17 protein-coding genes, 2 tRNA genes and 3 pseudogenes are annotated in these 19,743 nt (G+C 64.3%); 10 read left to right on the forward strand and 12 right to left on the reverse strand.

Annotated elements, in window-relative coordinates; all coding sequences use genetic code 11:
* The first annotated feature begins 150 nt into the window (after positions 1–150).
* From J4G43_RS33630 to J4G43_RS33640, 3 genes are all read left to right on the forward strand, one after another.
* The gene (locus J4G43_RS33630) at positions 151–465 is read left to right on the forward strand and encodes a co-chaperone GroES (RefSeq protein ID WP_008139213.1); all 315 of its coding nucleotides are present in this window, start codon (positions 151–153) and stop codon (positions 463–465) included.
* Between the two features lie 44 nt (positions 466–509).
* Entirely contained in the window at positions 510–2,150 is a 1,641-nt protein-coding gene (groL, locus tag J4G43_RS33635; RefSeq protein ID WP_071912538.1) for a chaperonin GroEL, read from the forward strand.
* 180 nt (positions 2,151–2,330) lie between these two features.
* On the forward strand, positions 2,331–2,948 hold the full coding sequence (locus tag J4G43_RS33640; RefSeq protein ID WP_208087554.1) for an SEL1-like repeat protein: 618 nt from the start codon (positions 2,331–2,333) through the stop codon (positions 2,946–2,948).
* A 96-nt stretch (positions 2,949–3,044) separates the two neighbouring features.
* On the opposite strand, the gene lepB is transcribed toward J4G43_RS33640, so the two are convergent.
* The 5 genes from lepB to J4G43_RS33665 all read right to left on the reverse strand — a co-directional run bounded on the left by lepB (position 3,045) and on the right by J4G43_RS33665 (position 6,604).
* A complete protein-coding gene (gene lepB / locus J4G43_RS33645) occupies positions 3,045–3,791 on the reverse strand; it encodes a signal peptidase I (protein ID WP_208087555.1) in 747 nt (248 codons plus the stop codon).
* A 162-nt stretch (positions 3,792–3,953) separates the two neighbouring features.
* Positions 3,954–5,105, reverse strand: a complete 1,152-nt coding sequence (locus tag J4G43_RS33650; RefSeq protein ID WP_208087556.1) for a slipin family protein — start codon at positions 5,103–5,105, stop codon at positions 3,954–3,956.
* Positions 5,106–5,444: 339 nt separating this feature from the next.
* Positions 5,445–5,503, reverse strand: a tRNA-OTHER gene (locus tag J4G43_RS33655).
* Positions 5,504–5,507: 4 nt separating this feature from the next.
* A tRNA-Phe gene (locus tag J4G43_RS33660) sits at positions 5,508–5,577 on the reverse strand.
* Positions 5,578–5,770: 193 nt separating this feature from the next.
* The gene (locus J4G43_RS33665) at positions 5,771–6,604 is read right to left on the reverse strand and encodes a LysR family transcriptional regulator (protein ID WP_208087557.1); all 834 of its coding nucleotides are present in this window, start codon (positions 6,602–6,604) and stop codon (positions 5,771–5,773) included.
* A gap of 127 nt (positions 6,605–6,731) precedes the next feature.
* On the opposite strand from J4G43_RS33665, the gene J4G43_RS33670 reads away from it, so the two are divergent.
* The 5 genes and pseudogenes from J4G43_RS33670 (at position 6,732) to J4G43_RS33690 (ending at position 10,973) form a co-directional block, all read left to right on the forward strand.
* Positions 6,732–7,325 (forward strand): cysteine hydrolase family protein, encoded by a 594-nt coding sequence (locus J4G43_RS33670; RefSeq protein WP_208087558.1) that lies wholly within the window; start codon positions 6,732–6,734, stop codon positions 7,323–7,325.
* A 12-nt stretch (positions 7,326–7,337) separates the two neighbouring features.
* A pseudogene (locus J4G43_RS33675) lies at positions 7,338–7,694 on the forward strand (glutathione S-transferase N-terminal domain-containing protein); the annotation flags it as partial.
* A gap of 69 nt (positions 7,695–7,763) precedes the next feature.
* Complete coding sequence (locus tag J4G43_RS33680) at positions 7,764–8,924, forward strand: IS110 family RNA-guided transposase (RefSeq protein WP_018273816.1); 1,161 nt, start codon at positions 7,764–7,766, stop codon at positions 8,922–8,924.
* 286 nt (positions 8,925–9,210) lie between these two features.
* Positions 9,211–9,498, forward strand: a pseudogene (locus J4G43_RS33685) (glutathione binding-like protein); the annotation flags it as partial.
* A 110-nt stretch (positions 9,499–9,608) separates the two neighbouring features.
* Positions 9,609–10,973, forward strand: coding sequence for a caspase family protein (locus J4G43_RS33690; protein ID WP_208087559.1), 1,365 nt, complete (start codon positions 9,609–9,611; stop codon positions 10,971–10,973).
* Positions 10,974–11,011: 38 nt separating this feature from the next.
* Here J4G43_RS33690 and J4G43_RS33695 read toward each other — a convergent pair.
* The 7 genes and pseudogenes from J4G43_RS33695 to J4G43_RS33725 form a co-directional block, all read right to left on the reverse strand.
* Positions 11,012–12,448: pseudogene (locus J4G43_RS33695) on the reverse strand (NAD-dependent succinate-semialdehyde dehydrogenase).
* 12 nt (positions 12,449–12,460) lie between these two features.
* Positions 12,461–13,108 (reverse strand): ATP-binding cassette domain-containing protein, encoded by a 648-nt coding sequence (locus J4G43_RS33700; protein ID WP_208087560.1) that lies wholly within the window; start codon positions 13,106–13,108, stop codon positions 12,461–12,463.
* Complete coding sequence (locus tag J4G43_RS33705) at positions 13,109–13,810, reverse strand: ABC transporter ATP-binding protein (protein WP_208087561.1); 702 nt, start codon at positions 13,808–13,810, stop codon at positions 13,109–13,111. It abuts the gene before it with no gap.
* Positions 13,807–14,550 carry an ABC transporter ATP-binding protein gene (locus J4G43_RS33710; protein ID WP_208087562.1) on the reverse strand — a complete coding sequence of 248 codons (744 nt, stop codon included), beginning with the start codon at positions 14,548–14,550 and terminating at the stop codon, positions 13,807–13,809. The genes J4G43_RS33705 and J4G43_RS33710 overlap by 4 nt, the downstream gene beginning before the upstream one ends.
* Positions 14,547–15,590, reverse strand: coding sequence for a branched-chain amino acid ABC transporter permease (locus J4G43_RS33715; protein ID WP_208087563.1), 1,044 nt, complete (start codon positions 15,588–15,590; stop codon positions 14,547–14,549). The genes J4G43_RS33710 and J4G43_RS33715 overlap by 4 nt, the downstream gene beginning before the upstream one ends.
* A 3-nt stretch (positions 15,591–15,593) precedes the next feature.
* Positions 15,594–16,514, reverse strand: a complete 921-nt coding sequence (locus J4G43_RS33720) for a branched-chain amino acid ABC transporter permease (RefSeq protein WP_085404354.1) — start codon at positions 16,512–16,514, stop codon at positions 15,594–15,596.
* A 103-nt stretch (positions 16,515–16,617) separates the two neighbouring features.
* Positions 16,618–17,862 (reverse strand): ABC transporter substrate-binding protein, encoded by a 1,245-nt coding sequence (locus J4G43_RS33725; protein ID WP_208087564.1) that lies wholly within the window; start codon positions 17,860–17,862, stop codon positions 16,618–16,620.
* 184 nt (positions 17,863–18,046) lie between these two features.
* On the opposite strand from J4G43_RS33725, the gene J4G43_RS33730 reads away from it, so the two are divergent.
* Together J4G43_RS33730 and J4G43_RS33735 are read left to right on the forward strand one after the other, a co-directional pair.
* Complete coding sequence (locus tag J4G43_RS33730; protein ID WP_071912511.1) at positions 18,047–18,880, forward strand: MurR/RpiR family transcriptional regulator; 834 nt, start codon at positions 18,047–18,049, stop codon at positions 18,878–18,880.
* Between the two features lie 22 nt (positions 18,881–18,902).
* Entirely contained in the window at positions 18,903–19,724 is an 822-nt protein-coding gene (locus J4G43_RS33735) for an SDR family NAD(P)-dependent oxidoreductase (RefSeq protein WP_208087565.1), read from the forward strand.
* Positions 19,725–19,743 lie beyond the last annotated feature (19 nt).

A 19,743-nucleotide genomic window follows, 5' to 3' on the forward strand; every position in this document is an offset into this window, starting at 1 on the left:
CCGGGCCTTCAGAGTGCCGATTTTTCTGCTAGAAGCCCTTGCCCCCGCAAAATTCCTGTCCTATTTCAGCGTCGCCTGTGCTAGCACTCGCTGGCACAGACTGCTAACGCCAAAAAATTCCCATACCGTGCAACTACTTAGGAGGACTGCATGAAATTCCGTCCGCTTCACGACCGCGTCGTGGTCAAGCGTATCGACGCAGAAGAGAAGACCGCCGGCGGCATCATCATCCCCGACACTGCCAAGGAAAAGCCCTCGCAGGGCGAAGTCGTCGCCGTCGGCCCCGGTGGCCGCGACGAAGCTGGCAAGCTGATCCCGATCGACCTGAAGGTCGGCGACCGCGTGCTGTTCGGCAAGTGGTCCGGCACTGAAGTCAAGATCGACAACGTCGACCTGCTGATCATGAAGGAAAGCGACATCATGGGCGTCCTCGACGTCCCCGCTTCCAAGAAGAAGGCGGCCTAAGAGCCCCCTCTCCCCACCAGCTAAACACCTAAGGAAAAATCCAGATGTCAGCTAAAGAAGTCAAATTCGGCGTCGATGCACGCGACAAGATGCTGCGTGGCGTCGACATCCTCGCCAACGCCGTCAAGGTGACGCTCGGCCCCAAGGGCCGCAACGTCGTCCTCGACAAGTCGTTCGGCGCTCCCCGCATCACCAAGGACGGCGTCACCGTCGCCAAGGAGATCGAGCTCGACGACAAGTTCGAGAACATGGGCGCGCAGATGGTGCGCGAAGTCGCCTCCAAGTCGGCTGACGCGGCCGGCGACGGCACCACCACCGCAACCGTGCTCGCGGCTGCGATCGTTCGTGAAGGCGCAAAGTCGGTTGCCGCCGGCATGAACCCGATGGACCTGAAGCGTGGTATCGACCTGGCCGTGGAAGCCGTGGTCGCCGACCTCGTCAAGAACTCCAAGAAGGTCACCTCGAACGACGAGATCGCCCAGGTCGGCACCATCTCCGCCAACGGCGATGCCGAAATCGGCAAGTTCCTCTCCGACGCCATGAAGAAGGTCGGCAACGAGGGTGTCATCACCGTCGAGGAAGCCAAGTCGCTCGAGACCGAGCTCGACGTCGTCGAGGGCATGCAGTTCGACCGCGGCTACATCTCGCCCTACTTCGTCACCAACGCCGACAAGATGCGCGTTGAGATGGACGACGCCTACATCCTGATCAACGAGAAGAAGCTCTCCTCGCTGAACGAGCTGCTGCCGCTGCTCGAGGCCGTGGTGCAGACCGGCAAGCCGCTGGTCATCGTCGCCGAGGACGTCGAAGGCGAAGCGCTTGCGACCCTCGTCGTGAACCGTCTGCGCGGTGGTCTGAAGGTCGCGGCCGTCAAGGCTCCGGGCTTCGGCGATCGCCGCAAGGCCATGCTGCAGGACATCGCGATCCTGACCGGCGGCCAGGCGATCTCGGAAGATCTCGGCATCAAGCTCGAGAACGTCACGCTCAACATGCTCGGTCGCGCCAAGAAGGTGATGATCGACAAGGAGAACACCACGATCGTCAACGGCGCCGGCAAGAAGGCCGACATCGAGGCGCGCGTGGCCCAGATCAAGGCGCAGATCGAGGAGACCACCTCGGACTACGACCGTGAGAAGCTCCAGGAGCGTCTCGCCAAGCTCGCAGGCGGCGTCGCGGTGATCCGCGTCGGCGGCGCGACCGAGGTCGAGGTGAAGGAGCGCAAGGATCGCGTTGATGACGCGATGCATGCGACCCGCGCGGCTGTCGAGGAAGGCATCGTCCCGGGCGGCGGCGTCGCCCTGCTCCGTGCTTCCGAGCAGCTCAAGGGCCTGCGCACCAAGAACGACGACCAGAAGACCGGCGTCGAGATCGTGCGCAAGGCGCTCTCCGCGCCGGCCCGCCAGATCGCGATCAACGCCGGTGAAGACGGTTCGGTGATCGTCGGCAAGATCCTGGAGAACAAGACCTACGCTTACGGCTTCGACTCCCAGACCGGCGAGTACGTCAACCTCGTCACCAAGGGCATCATCGACCCGACCAAGGTCGTCCGTACCGCGATCCAGAACGCAGCCTCGGTTGCCGCGCTCCTGATCACCACGGAAGCCATGGTCGCCGAGCTGCCCAAGAAGGGCGGCGCCGGTCCGGCGATGCCCCCGGGCGGCGGCATGGGCGGCATGGACTTCTGATCCAGCCGTTCAGATACGATACGGAATGCGAAACCCCGGCAGCGATGCCGGGGTTTTTGTTTTGGGGCGGCGCCCCGATGCAACGCCTTGTGGCGATCTGCGAGCGCACCTACAATTCAAAGGTGTATCCTTCGGATCACTAATGCTGCAGGATCCCGTGGAGCCCTGACGAGAATTGCAATGCCGCACCGCAAGATACGTCCGCTGCTGGCAGCCCTTGTCATCATCTCCGCTGCGGGCCTTTCCGCGCCGACGCCCGTAGACGCGGCGGACAACAATGACGCGATTGGGAAGATGGAAGGGACGTGGCCGGATTGGCTTCCGCGAGCCGAGCAATGCCCCGCTGACTCCATGCCGGCGAACGCGGGCGCACCTGCTTTTTCGATCGAAGGATGCTCGGCTGCGGCGGAGCAGTGCCTTGATCGCTGTCGGGCGGGCAACGCGAGCGACTGCTACGCAGCCGCACTCGTCGTCCAGCGGATGATCAAGACCGGGCCGCTCTCCGATGCGCTGTTTCTGAGGGCCTGCAAGCTCGGCGTTGCTTCAGGCTGTACGAACGTTGCCGCCAGCATGGAAGACAGCGGCGACTATGCCTGTCCCAATCGGACCTATGAACTGGCATGCGGCCGAGACGATCCCTGGGCATGCACGATGATGGGATTTCACTTGATCAAAGGTATCGGCGTCGAAAAGAACAACGACCGGGCGCGGCGTTTCTTGGCGAAATCCTGCCGCTTTGGCGACACGGACGAAGCCTGCGCAAACGCGAAGGCCTTTCTGAAAGAGATTGGCGACTGAAGGGCTCGGCCCGACGACCTTCGGGAAACGAACCTTGCGGACGAATGAATTCCGGGCTCGGCGCTACGCGCCGCCCCGGAATGACGGCGGCGCCCCTCACCACACCTTCCCCAGCCGCTCCATGTGCGGCTCGCCGTCTTCGTCGAGCGACCAGATGATCCGCGTCACCTTGCCGATGAGATTGTCCATCGGGATGAAACCCATCACTGACATCAGCCGGCTGTCGGACGAGTTGTCGCGGTTGTCGCCGAGCGCGAAGAAATGGCCGGGGGGCACCGTGAAGACGTCCGTGTTGTCGAGATAACCGTTGTCGACGCAGTCGTAGGTTATGTAGGACGCGCCGCTCGGCAGCGTCTCGCGCCAGCGCTTGACCTTCGCGCCATCATCGGTGCCGCAGGCAGAGCCCGCGGGCACCTCCTTCAGAGGGACGCGCGTCACGGGGCGATCGTTCAGGATGAGTTGCCCCTTCCGCATCTGGATGCGGTCGCCTGGCAACCCGACCACGCGCTTGACATAGTCGGCCGAAGTCCCCTTCGACGAGCGGAATACGACGACGTCGCCGTGTTCCGGATCGGCGGCCCGGAAGCGGCCCGAGATCCATGACGGCGCGAACGGAAAGGAATAGCGGCCGTAGCCATAGGCATATTTTGCGGCGAAGACGTAGTCGCCGACGACCAGCGTCGGGGTCATCGAGCCGGAAGGAATGTTGAACGGCTGATACAGGAAGAAGCGAAACAGGAACGTCGGCGACCACAGCACCGGGATCAACAGGATCAGGACGACGATCGCTTTCCATTCCCGCGGCCGGGCCGTAGGGCGGATCGTTTGCTGAAGAGTGGTCATTCGCTTGCCATGATCGAGATTGTGGTCGTCACCGTGAGATTACGCAACCTTTGCGCGCGTGCAATACCCACTCATGGTTTGGTCGCACAGGCGCGCGCACGCGTTCATCGCAAGCGTCGACAATGGAGATGTGAAGGGCCGCCCGTGGGCGGCCCTTCTGCTTCATGCGCTCTCGGGCGCCTTCAGGCGCACGAGCCGGGTCAGGAGGGCATCGAGGCCCTCGCCGTTGCCGGCATGGAGGTCGATGCGGCCGACCTTCTCGACCAGCCGCTCCAGCGACTCCAGCTCCTTGAGCCGCAGCAGCAGGGGGTTCTCCTCCATCAGGCGGGCGGTGTTCAGGAGCGAACGCGTCGCCGCGGTCTCCTCCTGCCGGCGGATCAGGTTCGCCTTCGCGACCCGCTCCGCCTCCACCACCTTGTTCACCAGCTCCCGGATCTCGCCGGGCAGGATCACGTCCTTGACGCCGAGCTCGGTTACCTCCACGCCGGACTCTGCGACGCGTGCCCGCACATAGTCGCGCAGCTCCGCGTCCAGCGCCGCCTTCGCAGACAGCACCTCGTCCAGCGTCCGGCCCGCCACCGCCTCGCGGATCGCGAACTGCACCAGCCGGTACAGCCACGCATCCACGTCGGGCACGGTCGCAACCGTGCGCTCGGGATCGACGATCCTGCGGAACGCCGTCAGCGTCACCCGCAGCGCGATGCGATCCCTGGTCAGCATCTCCTGCGCGGTGATCTCGACCGCCTGGGGCCGCAGGTCGAGGCGCTTCACCTCGATCTTGCGGCCGACGGTCCAGAAGGCGTGCCGGCCGGCCGCAAGCCGCTCCACGAGCCGGCCCTCGACATAGAGCAGGCCCGCCTCGTGGTTCTCGACCACCGCTTCCATCACGACAGCCGAGCGGTTGCGCTCGATCATGGTCAGGCGCCGCGCGCCAACCCGGGGATCGGCGGACACATCGATGCGCTCGACATCGATGCGGGTCGCGACCTTCCAGTAGACGCGCGCCTGCCAGGGCGTCATCAGATGCACGGGCCGGCCGTCGAGGCTGACGATGGCGATCTCGTCCGCCTTGGTCTCGATCGCCTCGAACAGCTCCGCGGCCAGATCAGGCCGCGCAGCCTTCAGCACCGCGTAGCGATCCGCAGAGAATTCGCTGCGGACCACGTCGAGCACCTCGGCCTTCAGCTCGTGCAGGGGATCGAACAGCCGGTGCTTGCCGGGCGCGAGCACGCGCACGAGCTGTCCGTTGCGCGTGAGCAACGCACGCTCGCCATCCTTCACCGTCACGTTCAGCATCAGCAAATGCCAGGTCATGGCACGCCTCCATCATATTGCCTCCGGCTGAACGCGGCCGGATAGCGGGTTTCGATTGCAAAGGACGTGAGGACGCGAACGACGCTTCCCGGGAAAGCGGCGGGCCGGGGCTTGAGCTTGCGCGATGACGGGCGCACGCGCGCGATCGCTCGACGCGTGTCGAGCGGTCATGCGGAGCCACCCGGCATCAGCGCAAGCGGTATCGACCCGCGGCGCAAAGCCGGTCTCACAGTGTCTAGGTTCGGACGGAATGCCTTTCGGCAAAACGGCCGGACTGCGACTGAAGCGCGCGTCCGGTCCTCGTCAGAGGTATCAGCTTTTCAGGCTGAAACGGAGCGCTGGAGCGGGATTCGAACCCGCGACAGGATGAGTAACAGTCATCTGCTCTACCAAACTCCTTTGTGCAAGAGACCGGAATCGAACCGATGCCTTCGGGTGTTCAGCCCGACGCTCTCCATGAGCTACGTCCTGCGTTTGCCCTTCATTCGGCGGAACACGAAACCGCAGAGCGGCTCGCGCCAGTCGGGATCTCAGAGAGCCCGAACCCATGGCCTAGCGAAGGAGGGCGCTAATAGACGAAGCACGTTCGGGTTGCAAGGGGGAAAGCCAAGATTTTTCGTCACGCACTCCGCACTGTGACGCGATGATCACAATGCGATGTGACGTCAACCGTGCGACGTTTCCTGAAAACACGCCCTCACCCAGTCGATCGTGACACGCGTCGCGGGATCGCGCTTGAGGTGGTTTTGCACCAGCAGCCAGGCGTCGCGCCGCTTCGGCAGCAGCGTGGCGCGCAGGCGGCGATCGCCGAGCAAGTCCGCGCAAACATACTCCGGCAACACGCCGGCGGCCCGATGCGCGCGGATCAGGTTACGGATGACGCGAACGTTGTCGGTGACGCAGCGCGCGCGGGCTTGCTTCATGCGCAGGAATTGCATCTCGGGAATGGCACCGAGTTCGTCCGGATAGGCGCACAGCACCGGCTCGCCCTCGGTCGCAACAGGCTCGAAATAATAAAGCTTGACGTCGCCGAGCCTGGAGATCGCGAAGTCACCCTTGTCGGGTTTGCGCAGCCGGATGGCGAGATCGGCCTCCCAGCGCGAGAACTTGACGTTCTCGCTCGAGGTGAGGAATTGCAGCGTCAGGCCGGGATTGGCGCGCAGGAAGTCGCTCGCGCGCGGCGACAGCACCTCCTCGGCGAACGTGTTGGTGGAGGCGATGCGCAGGCGGCCCACCGGACCTGCCAGGCTCGCGCCAACGCGACCGATCTCGGCGGCATGTGCGGCCATCGCCTCGACATGCGCCAGCACCGCCTCGCAACTCCGCGTCGGCCGGCGGACGCCGTCCGCGGCCTCGAACAGACGCAAACCGAGCGCACGCTCGATGCGCGAGAGCCTGCGCCCGACCGTGGTTTCGTCGATGCGCAGCCGCGCGCTGGCGCCCGCGTAGGTGCCCTCGTCCCTGACGGCAGCGATGATGCGCAGATCGTCCCAGTTCATTGCGTCAGGTTATACCGGCCGGCAGCAGCCTGCAATATCGCAGCCACCCGCTGCAATATCCCTGCATATCGGCAGGCCTTCCCGGGGCTATGTTCGTTGCGCCTTTTGCCCCGGAGATTTCCAGACCATGACGACCGCAAAGACCCTGCTGCAGCTCGCCGGTGCCGATCTCAACCCGCCGCGTCTTGGCGACGCCGCGCTGGTGCTGATCGATATCCAGAACGAATATCTCGCGGGTCCCCTCGCTTTGCCCGACGCCCGGCTCGCGATCGCGCGGGCGGCTGCGCTCCTGGCACGGGCACGCGAGAGCGGAGCCGCGATCATCCATATCGCCCATCGCGGCAAGGCCGGCAGCCTGTTCGATCGCGCCGCCGACCGCGGTGCCATCGTCGCCGAGCTGAGCCCCCGTGCCGGCGAGCTGGTGATCGAGAAGGAGTTGCCGAATGCGTTTGCCGGCACTGATTTGCAGGCGCGCCTTGCCGCAACCGACAGGAAGAACATCGTACTGGCCGGCTTCATGACGCATATGTGCGTCAGCTCCACCGCCCGTGCCGCGCTCGACCTCGGTTTTCGCACGACCATCGACGCCGATGCCTGCGCCACGCGCGACCTGCCCGACGGCCGCGGCGGCACGCTGGACGCCCGGGCCATCCACGAGGTTGCACTCGCCGAGCTGTCCGACCGCTTCGCGATCATCGCGCGCGGCGATGCGCTGAAATAACGGAGCAACGCGATGCTGCAGCTCTATTTCTCGCCGATGGCCTGCTCGCTTGCGAGCCGCATCGCGCTGATGGAGGCCGGCCTCGATGCGCGTTATCATCTGGTGCATCTCCGGACCAAGGCGGTCGCCGACGACGACGGCGATTTCCGCGGCGTGTCGCCGAAGGCCGCGGTGCCGGTCCTGGTGCTGGAGAACGGCGAACGGCTGACCGAAAGCGCGGCTGTGCTGCAATACATCGCCGATGTGAAGCCGGAGACGGGTCTCGCGCCCCGGTTCGGCGATCCCGACCGCTACCGCCTGCAGGAATGGCTGAGCTTCATCGGCGCCGAGATCCACAAGGCATTCCTGTTTCCGACCTTCTGGTACGAGTCCCATGATTGACGTCGGCGCCGGCCGGCGAAAGGCTGGGCAAGTCGTAATCATGGGGAGCGAGTACAGATGAAAGTGATGTCTCAGCAAGCAGCGGAAACCCGGATGGATGTAGCCAAGGCAATTTACGTCTCGGTGGAGTTGAGCCAGTCAACTTGGCTGGTGACTTCATTCGTGCCGGCCATCGATACCAAGATGGCGCGGAAGGGTCTCCCAGCCGGCCAGATCGGACGGCTGCTCAGCTTGCTCAACGAGCTCCGCGCCAGGGCGCACCGTAAGACCGATTCTTGGCTCCCCGTGATCGTTATCCAGGAGGCAGGCCTTGATGGGTTCTGGGTCCATCGCGTCTTGGCCGACGAAGGTGTTGAGAGCCATGTGGTGGATGCGACATCGATAGCGGTGCCCAGAAAAGCACGCCGAGCTAAAACCGATCGTATCGACGGAGAAACACTCGTCCGCGCACTTATGTCGTTCAAACGGGGTGAGCCACGAACATGTGCGATGGTTCGGATTCCATCCCATGACGAGGAAGACCGGCGTCGGCTCGTCCGGGAAAGGAAAGCCCTGGTTGTCGAGCGACTGACGCACGTCAACCGGATTGAGGGACTTCTGTTCGCACAAGGTATTTCGGGCTACCGACCACTGAATCGCGATCGACGATCTCGCCTCGAAGAGCTTCGCACTGGCGATGGTCGGCCGCTCGCACCTTTCTTGAAAGCCCAGATATCGCGAGAACTTGACCGTCTTGAATTGGTGATCGAGCAGATCAAAGTGATCGAGGCGGAGCGCGATAAGCTTCTGGCGTCCGAACGGAAAGAGGCAAATAGCGCCATTTCCATGCTCGAGAACGTGCGTTGTATCGGACCTGAGTTCGCATCTCTGCTCTGGACGGAAGGCTTTTACAGGCACTTTGACAATCGCCGACAAATCGCGGCTTACGCGGGATTAGCACCAACACCGTGGCAGAGCGGATCCGTTGATCGTGATCAAGGAGTGTCGAAAGCTGGCAACCCGCGATTACGCACCACGATGATACAGCTGGCCTGGCTCTGGCTGCGCCATCAGCCTGATTCTGCGCTAACCCGCTGGTTCCGGCAGCGAGCAGCATCGAGTGGTTCTGCCCAGCGCAAGAAAATCGTTGTCGCACTCGCCCGCAAACTACTCGTTGCTTTGTGGAAATATGTGACGGTTGGCGTCGTGATTGACGGGGCGAAGCTGAAGAATGCGTAGAAACTGCTCCACATCGTCATCTACTGAAGCCTGATCAGCTTCAGCAGATCCAGGCGGGCGAACCGGAAGTCTTCTTTGGCTTAAACAGCCGAGTATGAGGATGGTAGCGCCTTCCTGAGCCCAGCCCATCGAATGCGGGAATGTGGTGCCGCTGCTTGGCGCAGCGACCGGATATAAGGTTGTCCCGGCTGTTTACCGGTCGAGGAAAGACCTGGGTTCACCTGGATACTGGAGGCCAAACTAATGGAGCAAAACAATGGAGAGCCGATGGCTTGACCAATCATCATATAAGGACGACGGCTCGCTCGCCAAGCCGCGTGCACGGATCGCACAGACATTGGCGGTGCCATCAGAACATCTCGCGGACCGCGAATTCCTCGTCGGTGACAGCTTCACCGTCGCGGATGCCCATCTCGCCTGGGCCCTGCTGCTGCTCCGTCCCGCGGGCGTCGACATCGCGCAATGGCCAAGCCTGTCGGCCTATCTCGCGCGCATGCAGGCGCGGCCCGCCGTGCGGGATGCGATTGCGACCGAGATGGAGCTGCGCAAGACGGTGGCGGCAAACCCGGCGTGACAGGATGTCACGGTCGCCAAATCTGACGGGTCCACAGCGAGGGCATTGATACCGACGCGGCATGCGCTAATCTGGGGGATATTTTTCGAAATTTCCCCTGGAAGGCATTCATGCGTGCTCTTTCTGGAATTTTGCGTCAGTTTTTCCTGACCCTCCTCGTTCTCTGGCTGAGCTTTGGGCTGAGCCTTGCCCCCGCATCGGCGGACACGCGGGTCGCGCTGGTGATCGGCAACGGCGCTTATGTCTCTACGGCGCAGCTACCCAACCCGTCGCACGATGCCGAAGACGTCGCAGCCTCGCTCAAGCGCAGCGGTTTCGAGGTGTTCCAGGGTATCGACCTGCGCCAGGCCGACATGCAGGACCTGACCATCCGCTTCGCGCGCGCCGCCAGCCGCGCCGATGTCGCGATGTTCTATTACAGCGGCCATGCGATGCAGTACAACGGCGTGAACTATCTAATGCCTGTCGACGCCGTGCTGACGGATGAAGCAGACCTCAAGCGCTTCGTGCGGGTCGACGACATCGTGAACGATTTGCAGCAGGCCAAGAATTTGCGCATCCTCGTGCTCGATTCCTGCCGCGACAATCCGCTGGCCGAAACCTTGAAGCGCTCTGCCGGCTCGACGCGCGCCGCCTCGATGGGACGAGGCCTGTCGAAAGTCGAGGCGCCGCGCGGCACGATCGTGTCGTTCTCGACGCAATCAGGGCAGGTCGCGGCCGACGGCACCGGCCGCAACAGCCCCTACACGACCGCGTTCCTCAAGCACATCGAGGAGCCGCAGGAAATCGGCGACGTCTTTCGCGACATCAGCAGCGACGTCTATGACTCCAGCGGCAAGACCCAGCTACCAGAGCTGTCGCTGTCGATCATCGGCAAGTTTTACCTGAACGGACCTGTAACGGTCACGGTCGCGCCGACGGCACCCCAAGCTGCACCGAAGGCCGATCCCTGCGCGGCCGCCGAGGCGCACTGGAAGGCTGCTGAGGGCATCGACACGCTGGGTGCCTTTGAGGATCATCTCGCGAGATTCCCGAACTGCATCTTCGCCACCCTCGCCAAGGCACGCATTGAAGGCCTGAAGCAGAAAGTGGCGGTCGCGCCTTCCGGTAACGCCAGAACCACCGGCAGCAAGGATTTTGACGGCAGCTGGGACGTGACGTTGAACTGCCCGGCTTCCGGCAAGGCGCAGGGCTTCACCAGGCCCCTGGTCGCCACCGTGACCAATGGCGTGTTTCACGCCGAGGTGCAGGGTCCGGGCGGTGTCAATCGGCTGGAGATCGACGGCCAGATCCCCGCGGACGGCAAGACGACCTTGAGCGCGCGCGGCACGACGGGGGCGAGCACCTACACACTCAACAACCTCGCGCCCGGCTCTCCTTACGCCTTCACGGTCGATGCGCAGTTCGATCGCACCCGAGGCAGCGGCAAGCGCAACGAGGCGCGGGCCTGCAACCTGGTTTTCGTCAAGCGCTAAGCCGCGCGATGATCGCGCGGCCTCGCGCGCACGCCCGCTCACACGCCCGTCTGGCTGATGAACTTGGTGTTGAAGTAGCCTTCCATCGCCTCGGTGCCACCTTCCGAGCCATAGCCGGAATCCTTGATGCCGCCGAACGGCACTTCGGGCAGTGCCAGACCAAAGCTGTTGATCGACATCATGCCGGCCTCAACCGCCGAGCCGATGGCAGCCGCCGTCTTGGCCGAACTGGTGAAGGCGTAGGAGGCAAGACCAAAGGGCAGCCGGTTCGCCTCCTCGACCACGTCGTCGAATGTCGAGAAGCGGGAGATCAGGGCGAGCGGGCCGAACGGCTCCTCGTTCATCGCGCGCGCATCCTTCGGCACATCGCTCACCACGGTCGGCTCGAAGAAATGGCCCTTGTTGCCGACACGCTTGCCGCCGGTCTCGAGCCTGGCGCCCTTGCCGACGGCATCCTGCACCATGCCTTCGATGGCGGTGACGCGGCGCGGATTGGCGAGCGAGCCCATTTTGGACTCGGGATCGAGGCCGTTGCCGACCTTGAACGCCTTGGCGCTGTCGACGAATTTGTCGACGAATTCGCGGAACACGTCGTCCTGCACCAGCATCCGCGTCGGCGAGATGCAGACCTGGCCGGCGTTGCGATATTTCGCCGCCGCCAGGATCTTCGCGGCCGACGCGACGTCGGCATCCCCAAACACGATCGCCGGCGCATGGCCGCCGAGCTCCATGGTGGCGCGCTTCATGTGCAGGCCGCAAGCGCATTGAGCTGCTTGCCGACATGGGTCGAGCCAGTGAAGGAGATTTTTCGGATCACCGGATGCGGGATCAGATATTCGGAGATCTCCGACGGCACGCCGTAGACGAGGTTGATGACGCCATCGGGCACGCCCGCATCCGCAAACGCGCGGATCAACTGCGCAGGCGAAGCTGGTGTCTCCTCCGGCGCCTTGACGATGATCGAGCAACCGGCAGCGAGCGCTGCGGAAAGCTTGCGCACGACTTGGTTGATCGGGAAATTCCAGGGCGTGAACGCGGCGACCGGGCCGACCGGCTCCTTCATCGCGATCTGGTAGATGCCGGGGCCGCGCGCGGGGATCAGACGGCCAATAGGCGCGCTTGGCCTCTTCCGCGAACCACTCGATCACGTCAGCGGCGGCCATTGCCTCCATCCTGGCCTCGCCCAGCGTCTTGCCCTGCTCCATCGTTAGCAGCGGCGCGATCTCGTCATTGCGCTCGCGCATGATCGCGGCGGCCTTGCGCATGATCCGGCAGCGCTCGAAGGGGGCAACGTTACGCCAGACCTTGAAGCCGGCGGAAGCGGCGGCGAGCGCCTCGTCGAGATCGGACTGGCCAGCACGCGCGACGGCGCCGATCACCTCCTCGGTCGCGGGATTGCGCACCTCGATCGCTTTGCCCGAATGGGCCGGGCGCCATTTGCCGGCAATGAAAAGCTGCGTATTCGAATAGGCCAACGGAGTCTCCTTTTAGGTCGAGCTGTGACAGATGGCGTCCGCGGCGCGCGTCATCTCCGGTCCGAGATAGAGCCGGAAGCGCGGTTCGGCGGCGAGCGTGCGGAAGTCCGCCATCCGCGTCACCCCGCCGCCGGCGACGAACAGGAATTGCCCGGCGATCTCGGCGAGGATGTCGAGGTGCCAGCCAGCTGTCGGATGCATGCAGAGGATGACCAGCCTGCCCTCGTCGCGCAGCTTGCGGAAGAAATCGAGCATGAAGCCGATATAGCCGTCCTGCAGGTTGAACTGCGGTTCGTCGAACAAGTGAACCAGCGGCGTTTTTGTCGGCGACGGCGCCAGCAAGGCGGACGGAATGCGCTTGCGAAACCGCCTGACCTGATAGGACTGGTGATAGTGGATCGCGAGCCGGTCGCGCTCGCGGTATTTGACACCGTGGATATCGGTGCCCGCGACCAGCACGCGGCCCGAAGTCGGCGCGTTGGAACCGGTCATCATCTCGAACAAGGTCGTCTTGCCGGCGCCGTTCGGCCCGACCACGCCGACGATACCCGGCTCCTCCAGCGACAGGTTCGCCTGAAGCGTGAACGTCGGACGGCGGATGACGCGGCCCCTGGTGTAGACCTTGCGAACGTCATCGAGGACGAGCAGCGGTGCGGCCACTTATTGTACTCCCAACAAGCGCTGACGAAGGGCGCGGTCATCGCGCAAGGTCGCGGCCTCGCCGGACCAGACGATCCGGCCGCGATCGATCACCGCGGCATGGTCGGCCACCGACAGCGCGATCTCCGCATTCTGTTCGACAACCAGCGAGGCGATCCCCTCCTCTTTCATGCGCAAAATGGTGGCGAGCACGTCGCCGACGATCTTTGGCGCAAGACCCTGGCTCGGCTCGTCGAACAGGACCAGTCCCGGCGAGCCGACCAGCGCGCGCGCAATCGCGACCATCTGCATCTCGCCGCCCGACAGGTTCTCGCAGTCACGCTCCATGAGATATTCGAGCGGCGAGAAGATCGCGGCCGCCTCCTTGACGCTCCAATTGTGAAAGCGCGTGCGCTTCTGCGCGATCGTGAGGTTGCGCGCCACCGACAAGGTCGGGCACAGCCGCCGGTCGTCGGGCACCCAGCCGATGCCGGCGCGCGCGATCTCGTGGGTCGGATCGCGCGTCACGTCATGCCCGTCGAAGCGAACCGCGCCGCGGCGCGGGCGGGTCAGACCGAGAATCGAACGGAGCATGGTGGTCTTGCCGGCGCCGTTGGGCCCGAGCAGTGCAAAGACCTTGGCGTGCTCGATGGCGAGGGAGGCGCCGAACAGCGCCTGGGTCTCGCCGTAGAAGGTATCGACGCCGTCCACTTCGAGGATCATGCGAACTTCCCGAGATTGGAGCGACGTACCCATTCGTTCTGCTGCAGCTCGTGCGGCGTGCCGCGCGCCACCACCTGGCCCCAATGGATGACCGAGATGCGATCGGCGAGCGAGAACAGGAACTCCATGTCGTGCTCGATGGCGACGATGGTCAGCCGGCCCTTCAGGCGCGCCACCAGAGCGGCCAGCCGCTGCACGCCGTCGGAGCCGAGGCCGGAGGTCGGCTCGTCCAGGCACAGCACGCGCGGGGCCTGCGCCAGCGCGACCGCGATCTCGAGTGCGCGGCGGTCGCCATAGGACAGGTCCTTGGCGCGGACATCGCCCTTGTCGGCAAGCCCGACCGCGGCGAGCGCTTCGGATGCCTGCTCGGCAAACCTGCGGTCACCGGCTGCGGCACGGGCGATATCGAGGCCGCGGGCGCGAAACGCGGGCAGGCCCATCATGACGTTGTCGCGGGCGGAGAACTCGTCGAACAGGGTCATGATCTGGAACGACCGGGCGATACCCTTGGCGGCGATGCGGTGCGGGCTCAATCCCGTGACGTCCTCGCCGCCGAGCAGGACTCGGCCGCGGCTCGGCTTCACCCGGCCGGTGAGGACGTTGAAGAAGGTGGTCTTGCCCGCGCCGTTCGGGCCCATCACGCCGTGAAACTCGCCCTCGGCAACCGCGAGATCGACGCTTTCCAGCACGACGCGATCGCCGAAGCGGACGTGCACACCCGCGGCCTCTAACATGCTCATCGCCCGCCCCCGACCAGCAGTCGCATCGCGGACGAGCCGCGCCGCCGCAGCGCGTTGAGTGAATGCTGCTGCACGGCGGCCGAGAGCGCGCCGGCGATGCCTTCCGGGCGGAACAGCACGATCGCAATGAACAGCAGACCGAAATAGAGCATCCAGGCATTGGTCAGCGCGCCGATCACGTCGCGCGCGGTGAGGAAGAGAAACACGCCGATCACCGGCCCCCAGAAGCTGACGAGCCCGCCACCGACCAGCGTCATCATCACGACGTAGCCGGATTGATGCAGGCTCATGACATCGGGGAATGCGGCGAGTTGCGCCATCGCGAACAGTCCGCCGGCAAAACCGGACACGGCCGCCGACAGCGCGAACACCGATGCCTTGTAGAGCCACACGTTGTAGCCGAGATGGGCGGCGCGAACCTCGCTCTGCCTGATCGCAGCGACCACGCGGCCATAAGGCGAGTGCACCAGCCGCCACAATACGGCGGTACCGACCGCGAAGACCGCGAGCACGAAATAGTAGAACGCGACATTGTCGGTGAGATCGAACGACACCAGCCCGAAATCGGCCGGCAAACGCTTGATCTTGAGAAGCCCATCCTCACCGCCGGTGATCCGGTGCGACTTAATCGCCAGCGTCCAGAAGATCTGGCCGAATGCGATCGTCATGAAGGCATAGTAGATGCCGCGCCGGTGCGAGATGAACAGCGCCACCAGCACGCCGGCAAGCCCCGCGACCACGGCAGCAGCAGCGAGGCAGATCCAGAGATTGGCGACGATGTCGAGCTGGCACAGCCCGAACGCATAGGCGCCGATGCCGAAATAGGCGCCATGTCCGAACGAGGGAAGTCCGGCCGTGCCCAGCACCAGGTTGAACGCAAGCGCGTAGAGCGACCAGATCAGGATCTCGATCCCGAGATAAGGATAGAGCCCGACCCGCGTGATCCAGAGCGGCACCGTTGCAAGCACCAGCCAGAGCACCAGCATCGTCGGCGTGACGAGGCGCGCGGCGTCGGATGAAGAATTTGCTCCCACAATCATTCCCTAGGCCTCGAGCACGCTTTTCTTGCCCCACAAACCGCGCGCACGGAACGTCACGACGGCAACGAGCAGGATGTACATCGACAACAGCGACCATTCGGACGCGTAAGCGCCGGCAAGGCCGACACAGAGCCCGACCAGCAACCCCGCCACGACCGCGCCCCAAAAGCTGCCGACGCCGCCGAGCACGATCACCAGGAACGCGGGGATGACGGCATCGACGCCCATATGCGGACGAATGCCCCAGATCGGCGCAACGATAATGCCCGCGATCGCGGCCAGCATCGTGCCGAACACGAAGACCAGCAGCCGCAATCGCGACAGGTTGATGCCGAGCGCGCGGACGATCTCGCTGTCATGCGCACCGGCCTTGACCGTCGCCCCGAACGACGTCTTTTCGATCAACAGCCAGACCAGGCCGATGATCCCGGCCGCGATGCCCGCCGCGTAGAAACGATAGGTCGACCAGATCAGATCGCCGAACAGGAAGCCGCCATTGATGGCGGACGGCACCTGCAGCACATAGTCGCGCGTCCCCCAGACCAGGCGGATCAGCTCCTCGATCACCATCGCCGCACCGAAGGTCAGGAGCAGTCCGTACAGCGGATCCTTGCCGTAGGTCCGCCGCATGCAGAGCTCGATCAGCATGCCGACGAGACTCACGATCACGGGCGCGATCACGAGCGTCGCGGCATAGCGCCAGCCCAGCGGCAGCGTGAGCCACGCTTTCGCAAGATCGGCCGGCAATGGCGGGCGCGGTCCGGTGAGCTGCATGGCGACATAGGCCCCGAGTGCGAACAGGGACCCATGCGCGAGGTTGATCTGCTCCATCAGCCCGACAATGAGCATGAAGCCGAGCGCGATCAGCGCGAACAAAAGGCCAAGCGTCAGGCCATTCAGGAGATGCGGAAGAAGGTCGAACAAGGTTTTGACTCTCGCAACTGGCATTGCTCCCCCAAGCCCTCGAAGGCCCGGGCTGCGGCGCGCGACATACGCGCCGCTCGTTCCACGACGCGAAGCACCGTCTCTAGGAATCGACGGTCGGCACCTGCTCGTAGGGCGTGAGCTTGCACTTGCCGGGTGCTGCGTCATCGGCGGCCGATTTGGGCTCCGTCCAACTGATGATCTCGAACAGATCGGTGTTGTCGGCCGGCTTGGCATTGCGCCGCGCCAGATAGATCGTCTGCTGCATCTGATGCGTCACGGGATCCATGTAAGCGTCGAAGTGCTGCATGCGATCGGTTGCCGAGACCTTGAGGTTCTCGATCTCCTTGATGATCTTGACGTTGTTGGTCGACCCTGCTTGCTCGATCGCGCGCAGCAATTCGCGCGTCGACATGTAGCCGTTGTAGGAGACGTTGCCTGGCACCGGGATCGGGCCGTTCTTGTTGGCGGCCTGCCATTTCTTGACGAACTCAGCGACGCCGGGCAGTTGCAGCTTGTGATACCAGGTGGTGCCGAACACGCCGAACAGGCTGTCGGGCGCGCCCCAGACATCGGGCCAGTCCTGCTGGTTGTTGATCCAGGCCGGCTTGCCGTCGAGCTTGAGCTGCGCCACCTGCTCGCGCAGCGCCTTGATGTCGTCGCCGCCGATCGCAGTCGCGACCACGTCGGGTTTTGCCTGCTGGATCTTCAGGAGGTAGGCGGTGAAGTCGCGCGTGTTCTGAGGCACAAACAGATTGTCGATGATCTTGCCGCCGGCAGCCTCGACCTGCGCCTTGGTCGCGGCAGACGTGGTGTGACCCCAGACGTAGTCATTGGTCAGCAGCATCCAGTTCTTGCCGACGGAATCGACCGCGTTCTTGACCGACGCCTTGGAAAAATGGGTGCCGTTGCCGTCCCAAACGAATTTCACGCGCGAGCAGTTCTCCCCGGCCTCGCTCGGCGCGGAGGAATTGGTGTTCATGTAGATCACGCCGTATTTGCTGGCGACCTGGGTGATGGCGTTGGCGACGCCGGAATGCAGCGCGCCGATCAGGATGGTGCAGTCCTCGCGGGTGATGAAGCGTTCGGCGACGCGGCTGCCGGTGGCCGGGGTCGTCTCGGTATCCGCAGTGATGAACGAGACCTGGCGGCCGAGCACGCCGCCTTTGGCGTTGACCTCGTCGATCGCCATCTTGATGCCGCGGAAATCGTCCTGGCCGCTGTTGCCGTATTGGCCGCTGGCGTCGCAGGTCAGGCCGAGCTTGATCGGCTTCGCGCCTTGCGCCCACGCATGATTCTCTTTCCACGGCCCAAAGAAGCTGCCGGTGCCGCCGATGACGCTGGCCATCAAACTGCCCTTCAGAACGCTTCGCCGTGAGATCTGACGCCCTCTCATCGTTTCCTCCCGTTTTCGAAGTCTTTTGCTTTTTTCTGCGATTAGAATATTCATTCCAATTCTTATGTAAAGTGGAATATTTGATCCAAACGGTGAAATGCCGTTAAACAGGCGACCGATCCGGAGACCCGAGACGATGAACAAGGCACAAGGCGCGATGAGCTACGACGAGCTGCGCGGCGCCATTGCGCAGCGGCACCGGGCGCTATCCGGCCGGCTGCAGCAGATCGCGGAGTTCGTGCTCGATCACCCGACCGATGTCGCGCTCGGCACCGTGGCCGAGGTGGCGCAGCGCTCGGGCGTGCCGCCCTCGGCGATCGTTCGCTTCGCCCATGCGCTCGGCTTTGGCGGCTTCACCGAGATGCAGCAGGTATTCCGCTCACGCCTCGTTGCCGGCGTCGCGCCGAGCTACAAGGCGCGGCTCGCCCGCATGAAGAGCGAGGAGAAATCGGTACTCGGCCGCCAGCCGGCCGCGGTGCTGTCCCGCTTCGTCTCGGAGGCGCAATCGTCGCTGGTGACGCTGAGCCAGTCGGTGCATGCGCGCGAGCTCGACGCGGCAACTGCGATCCTTGCGAAAGCGCGCGACATCTATCTGCTCGGCCTCGGCGGCTCGTTTCCGGTTGCGACCCACCTCGCCTACGTGCTGCGCAAGCTCGGACGCCGCGTCGTCCTGCTCGACGGCACGGGCGGCAGCATCCACGAGCAGTCGCATGCCGCAACCACGGAGGACGCGCTGGTCGCGATCAGCTTCCGGAACTACTATCCGGATACGGCGCGGCTGTTTCCCGAACTCGTTGCGCGAGGCGTGCCCACGATTTCCATCACCGACAGCCTCTTGAGCCCGATCGTCGAAGGCGCGAGCGTCGTGTTCGAGATCCAGGACATGCCCGAGCCGGCGCTGCGCACGCTGGTCGCACCGATGTGCCTCGTGCAGGCCATGGCGATCGGGCTCGATCTCGCGGCGGACTGACGTTTCATAACAGGAGAAGATCATGGCTGCACATGACGGGAAAGTATTGTCAGGACAGGTGGCGTTGGTGACCGGCGCGGGACGCGGGCTCGGACGCGCCTTTGCAGAGAAGCTCGCCGCGCTCGGCGCCGATGTCGCCATCCACGGCATGCGCGAGAACGGGCCGGCGGAGTATGGCGAGGGCACCACCCTCACCGCGGTCGCCGCAGAGATCGGCCAGCAATTCGGCGTCCGCAGCCAGCGCGTGCTCGGCGATCTCACCAAAGGCGATGACATCGCGCGCGTGATTGCCGAGACGGAAGCAGTCCTCGGCCCGATCGATATTCTCGTGCACAATGCCGGCGGCGACATCGCAGCCGTCGGCGGCAAGCCCGACCCGAACGACGCGGTGAACATCAAGGAGGCCGATGTGCGCGCGGTGCTGGAGCGCAACCTGCTCTCGACCATCCTGACCTGCCAGGCGGTCGCAAAGGGCATGATGGATCGGCGCCGCGGCCGCATCGTCACGCTCGGTTCGGTCGCCGCCTTCAAGGGCCGCACCCAGGGCTCGATCTACGCGGTGTCGAAGGCCGGCGTGACCCACTACACGCGATGCCTGGCCGACCAGCTCCGCGCCTACGACATCGCCGTCAACTGCATCGCGCCCGGCGATACCCGCACCGGCCGTTTCCTCGGCACGCGCGCGGTGGACCCTGACAGGATGGTCGAGACCGGCACGCTCGACCGCATCGCGACCGTCGACGAGGTCGCGCGCGTCGTCGAATTCTTTGCAGGTCCCATGGGCGCCTTCGTCTCGGGCCAGGTGCTCAGGATCGACGGCGGCGGACAATGCTGGCCGGGCTAAATCAGAAAAGAAAAGGGCC

Source organism: Bradyrhizobium barranii subsp. barranii, assembly GCF_017565645.3.
Classification (GTDB): Bacteria; Pseudomonadota; Alphaproteobacteria; order Rhizobiales; family Xanthobacteraceae; genus Bradyrhizobium; species Bradyrhizobium barranii.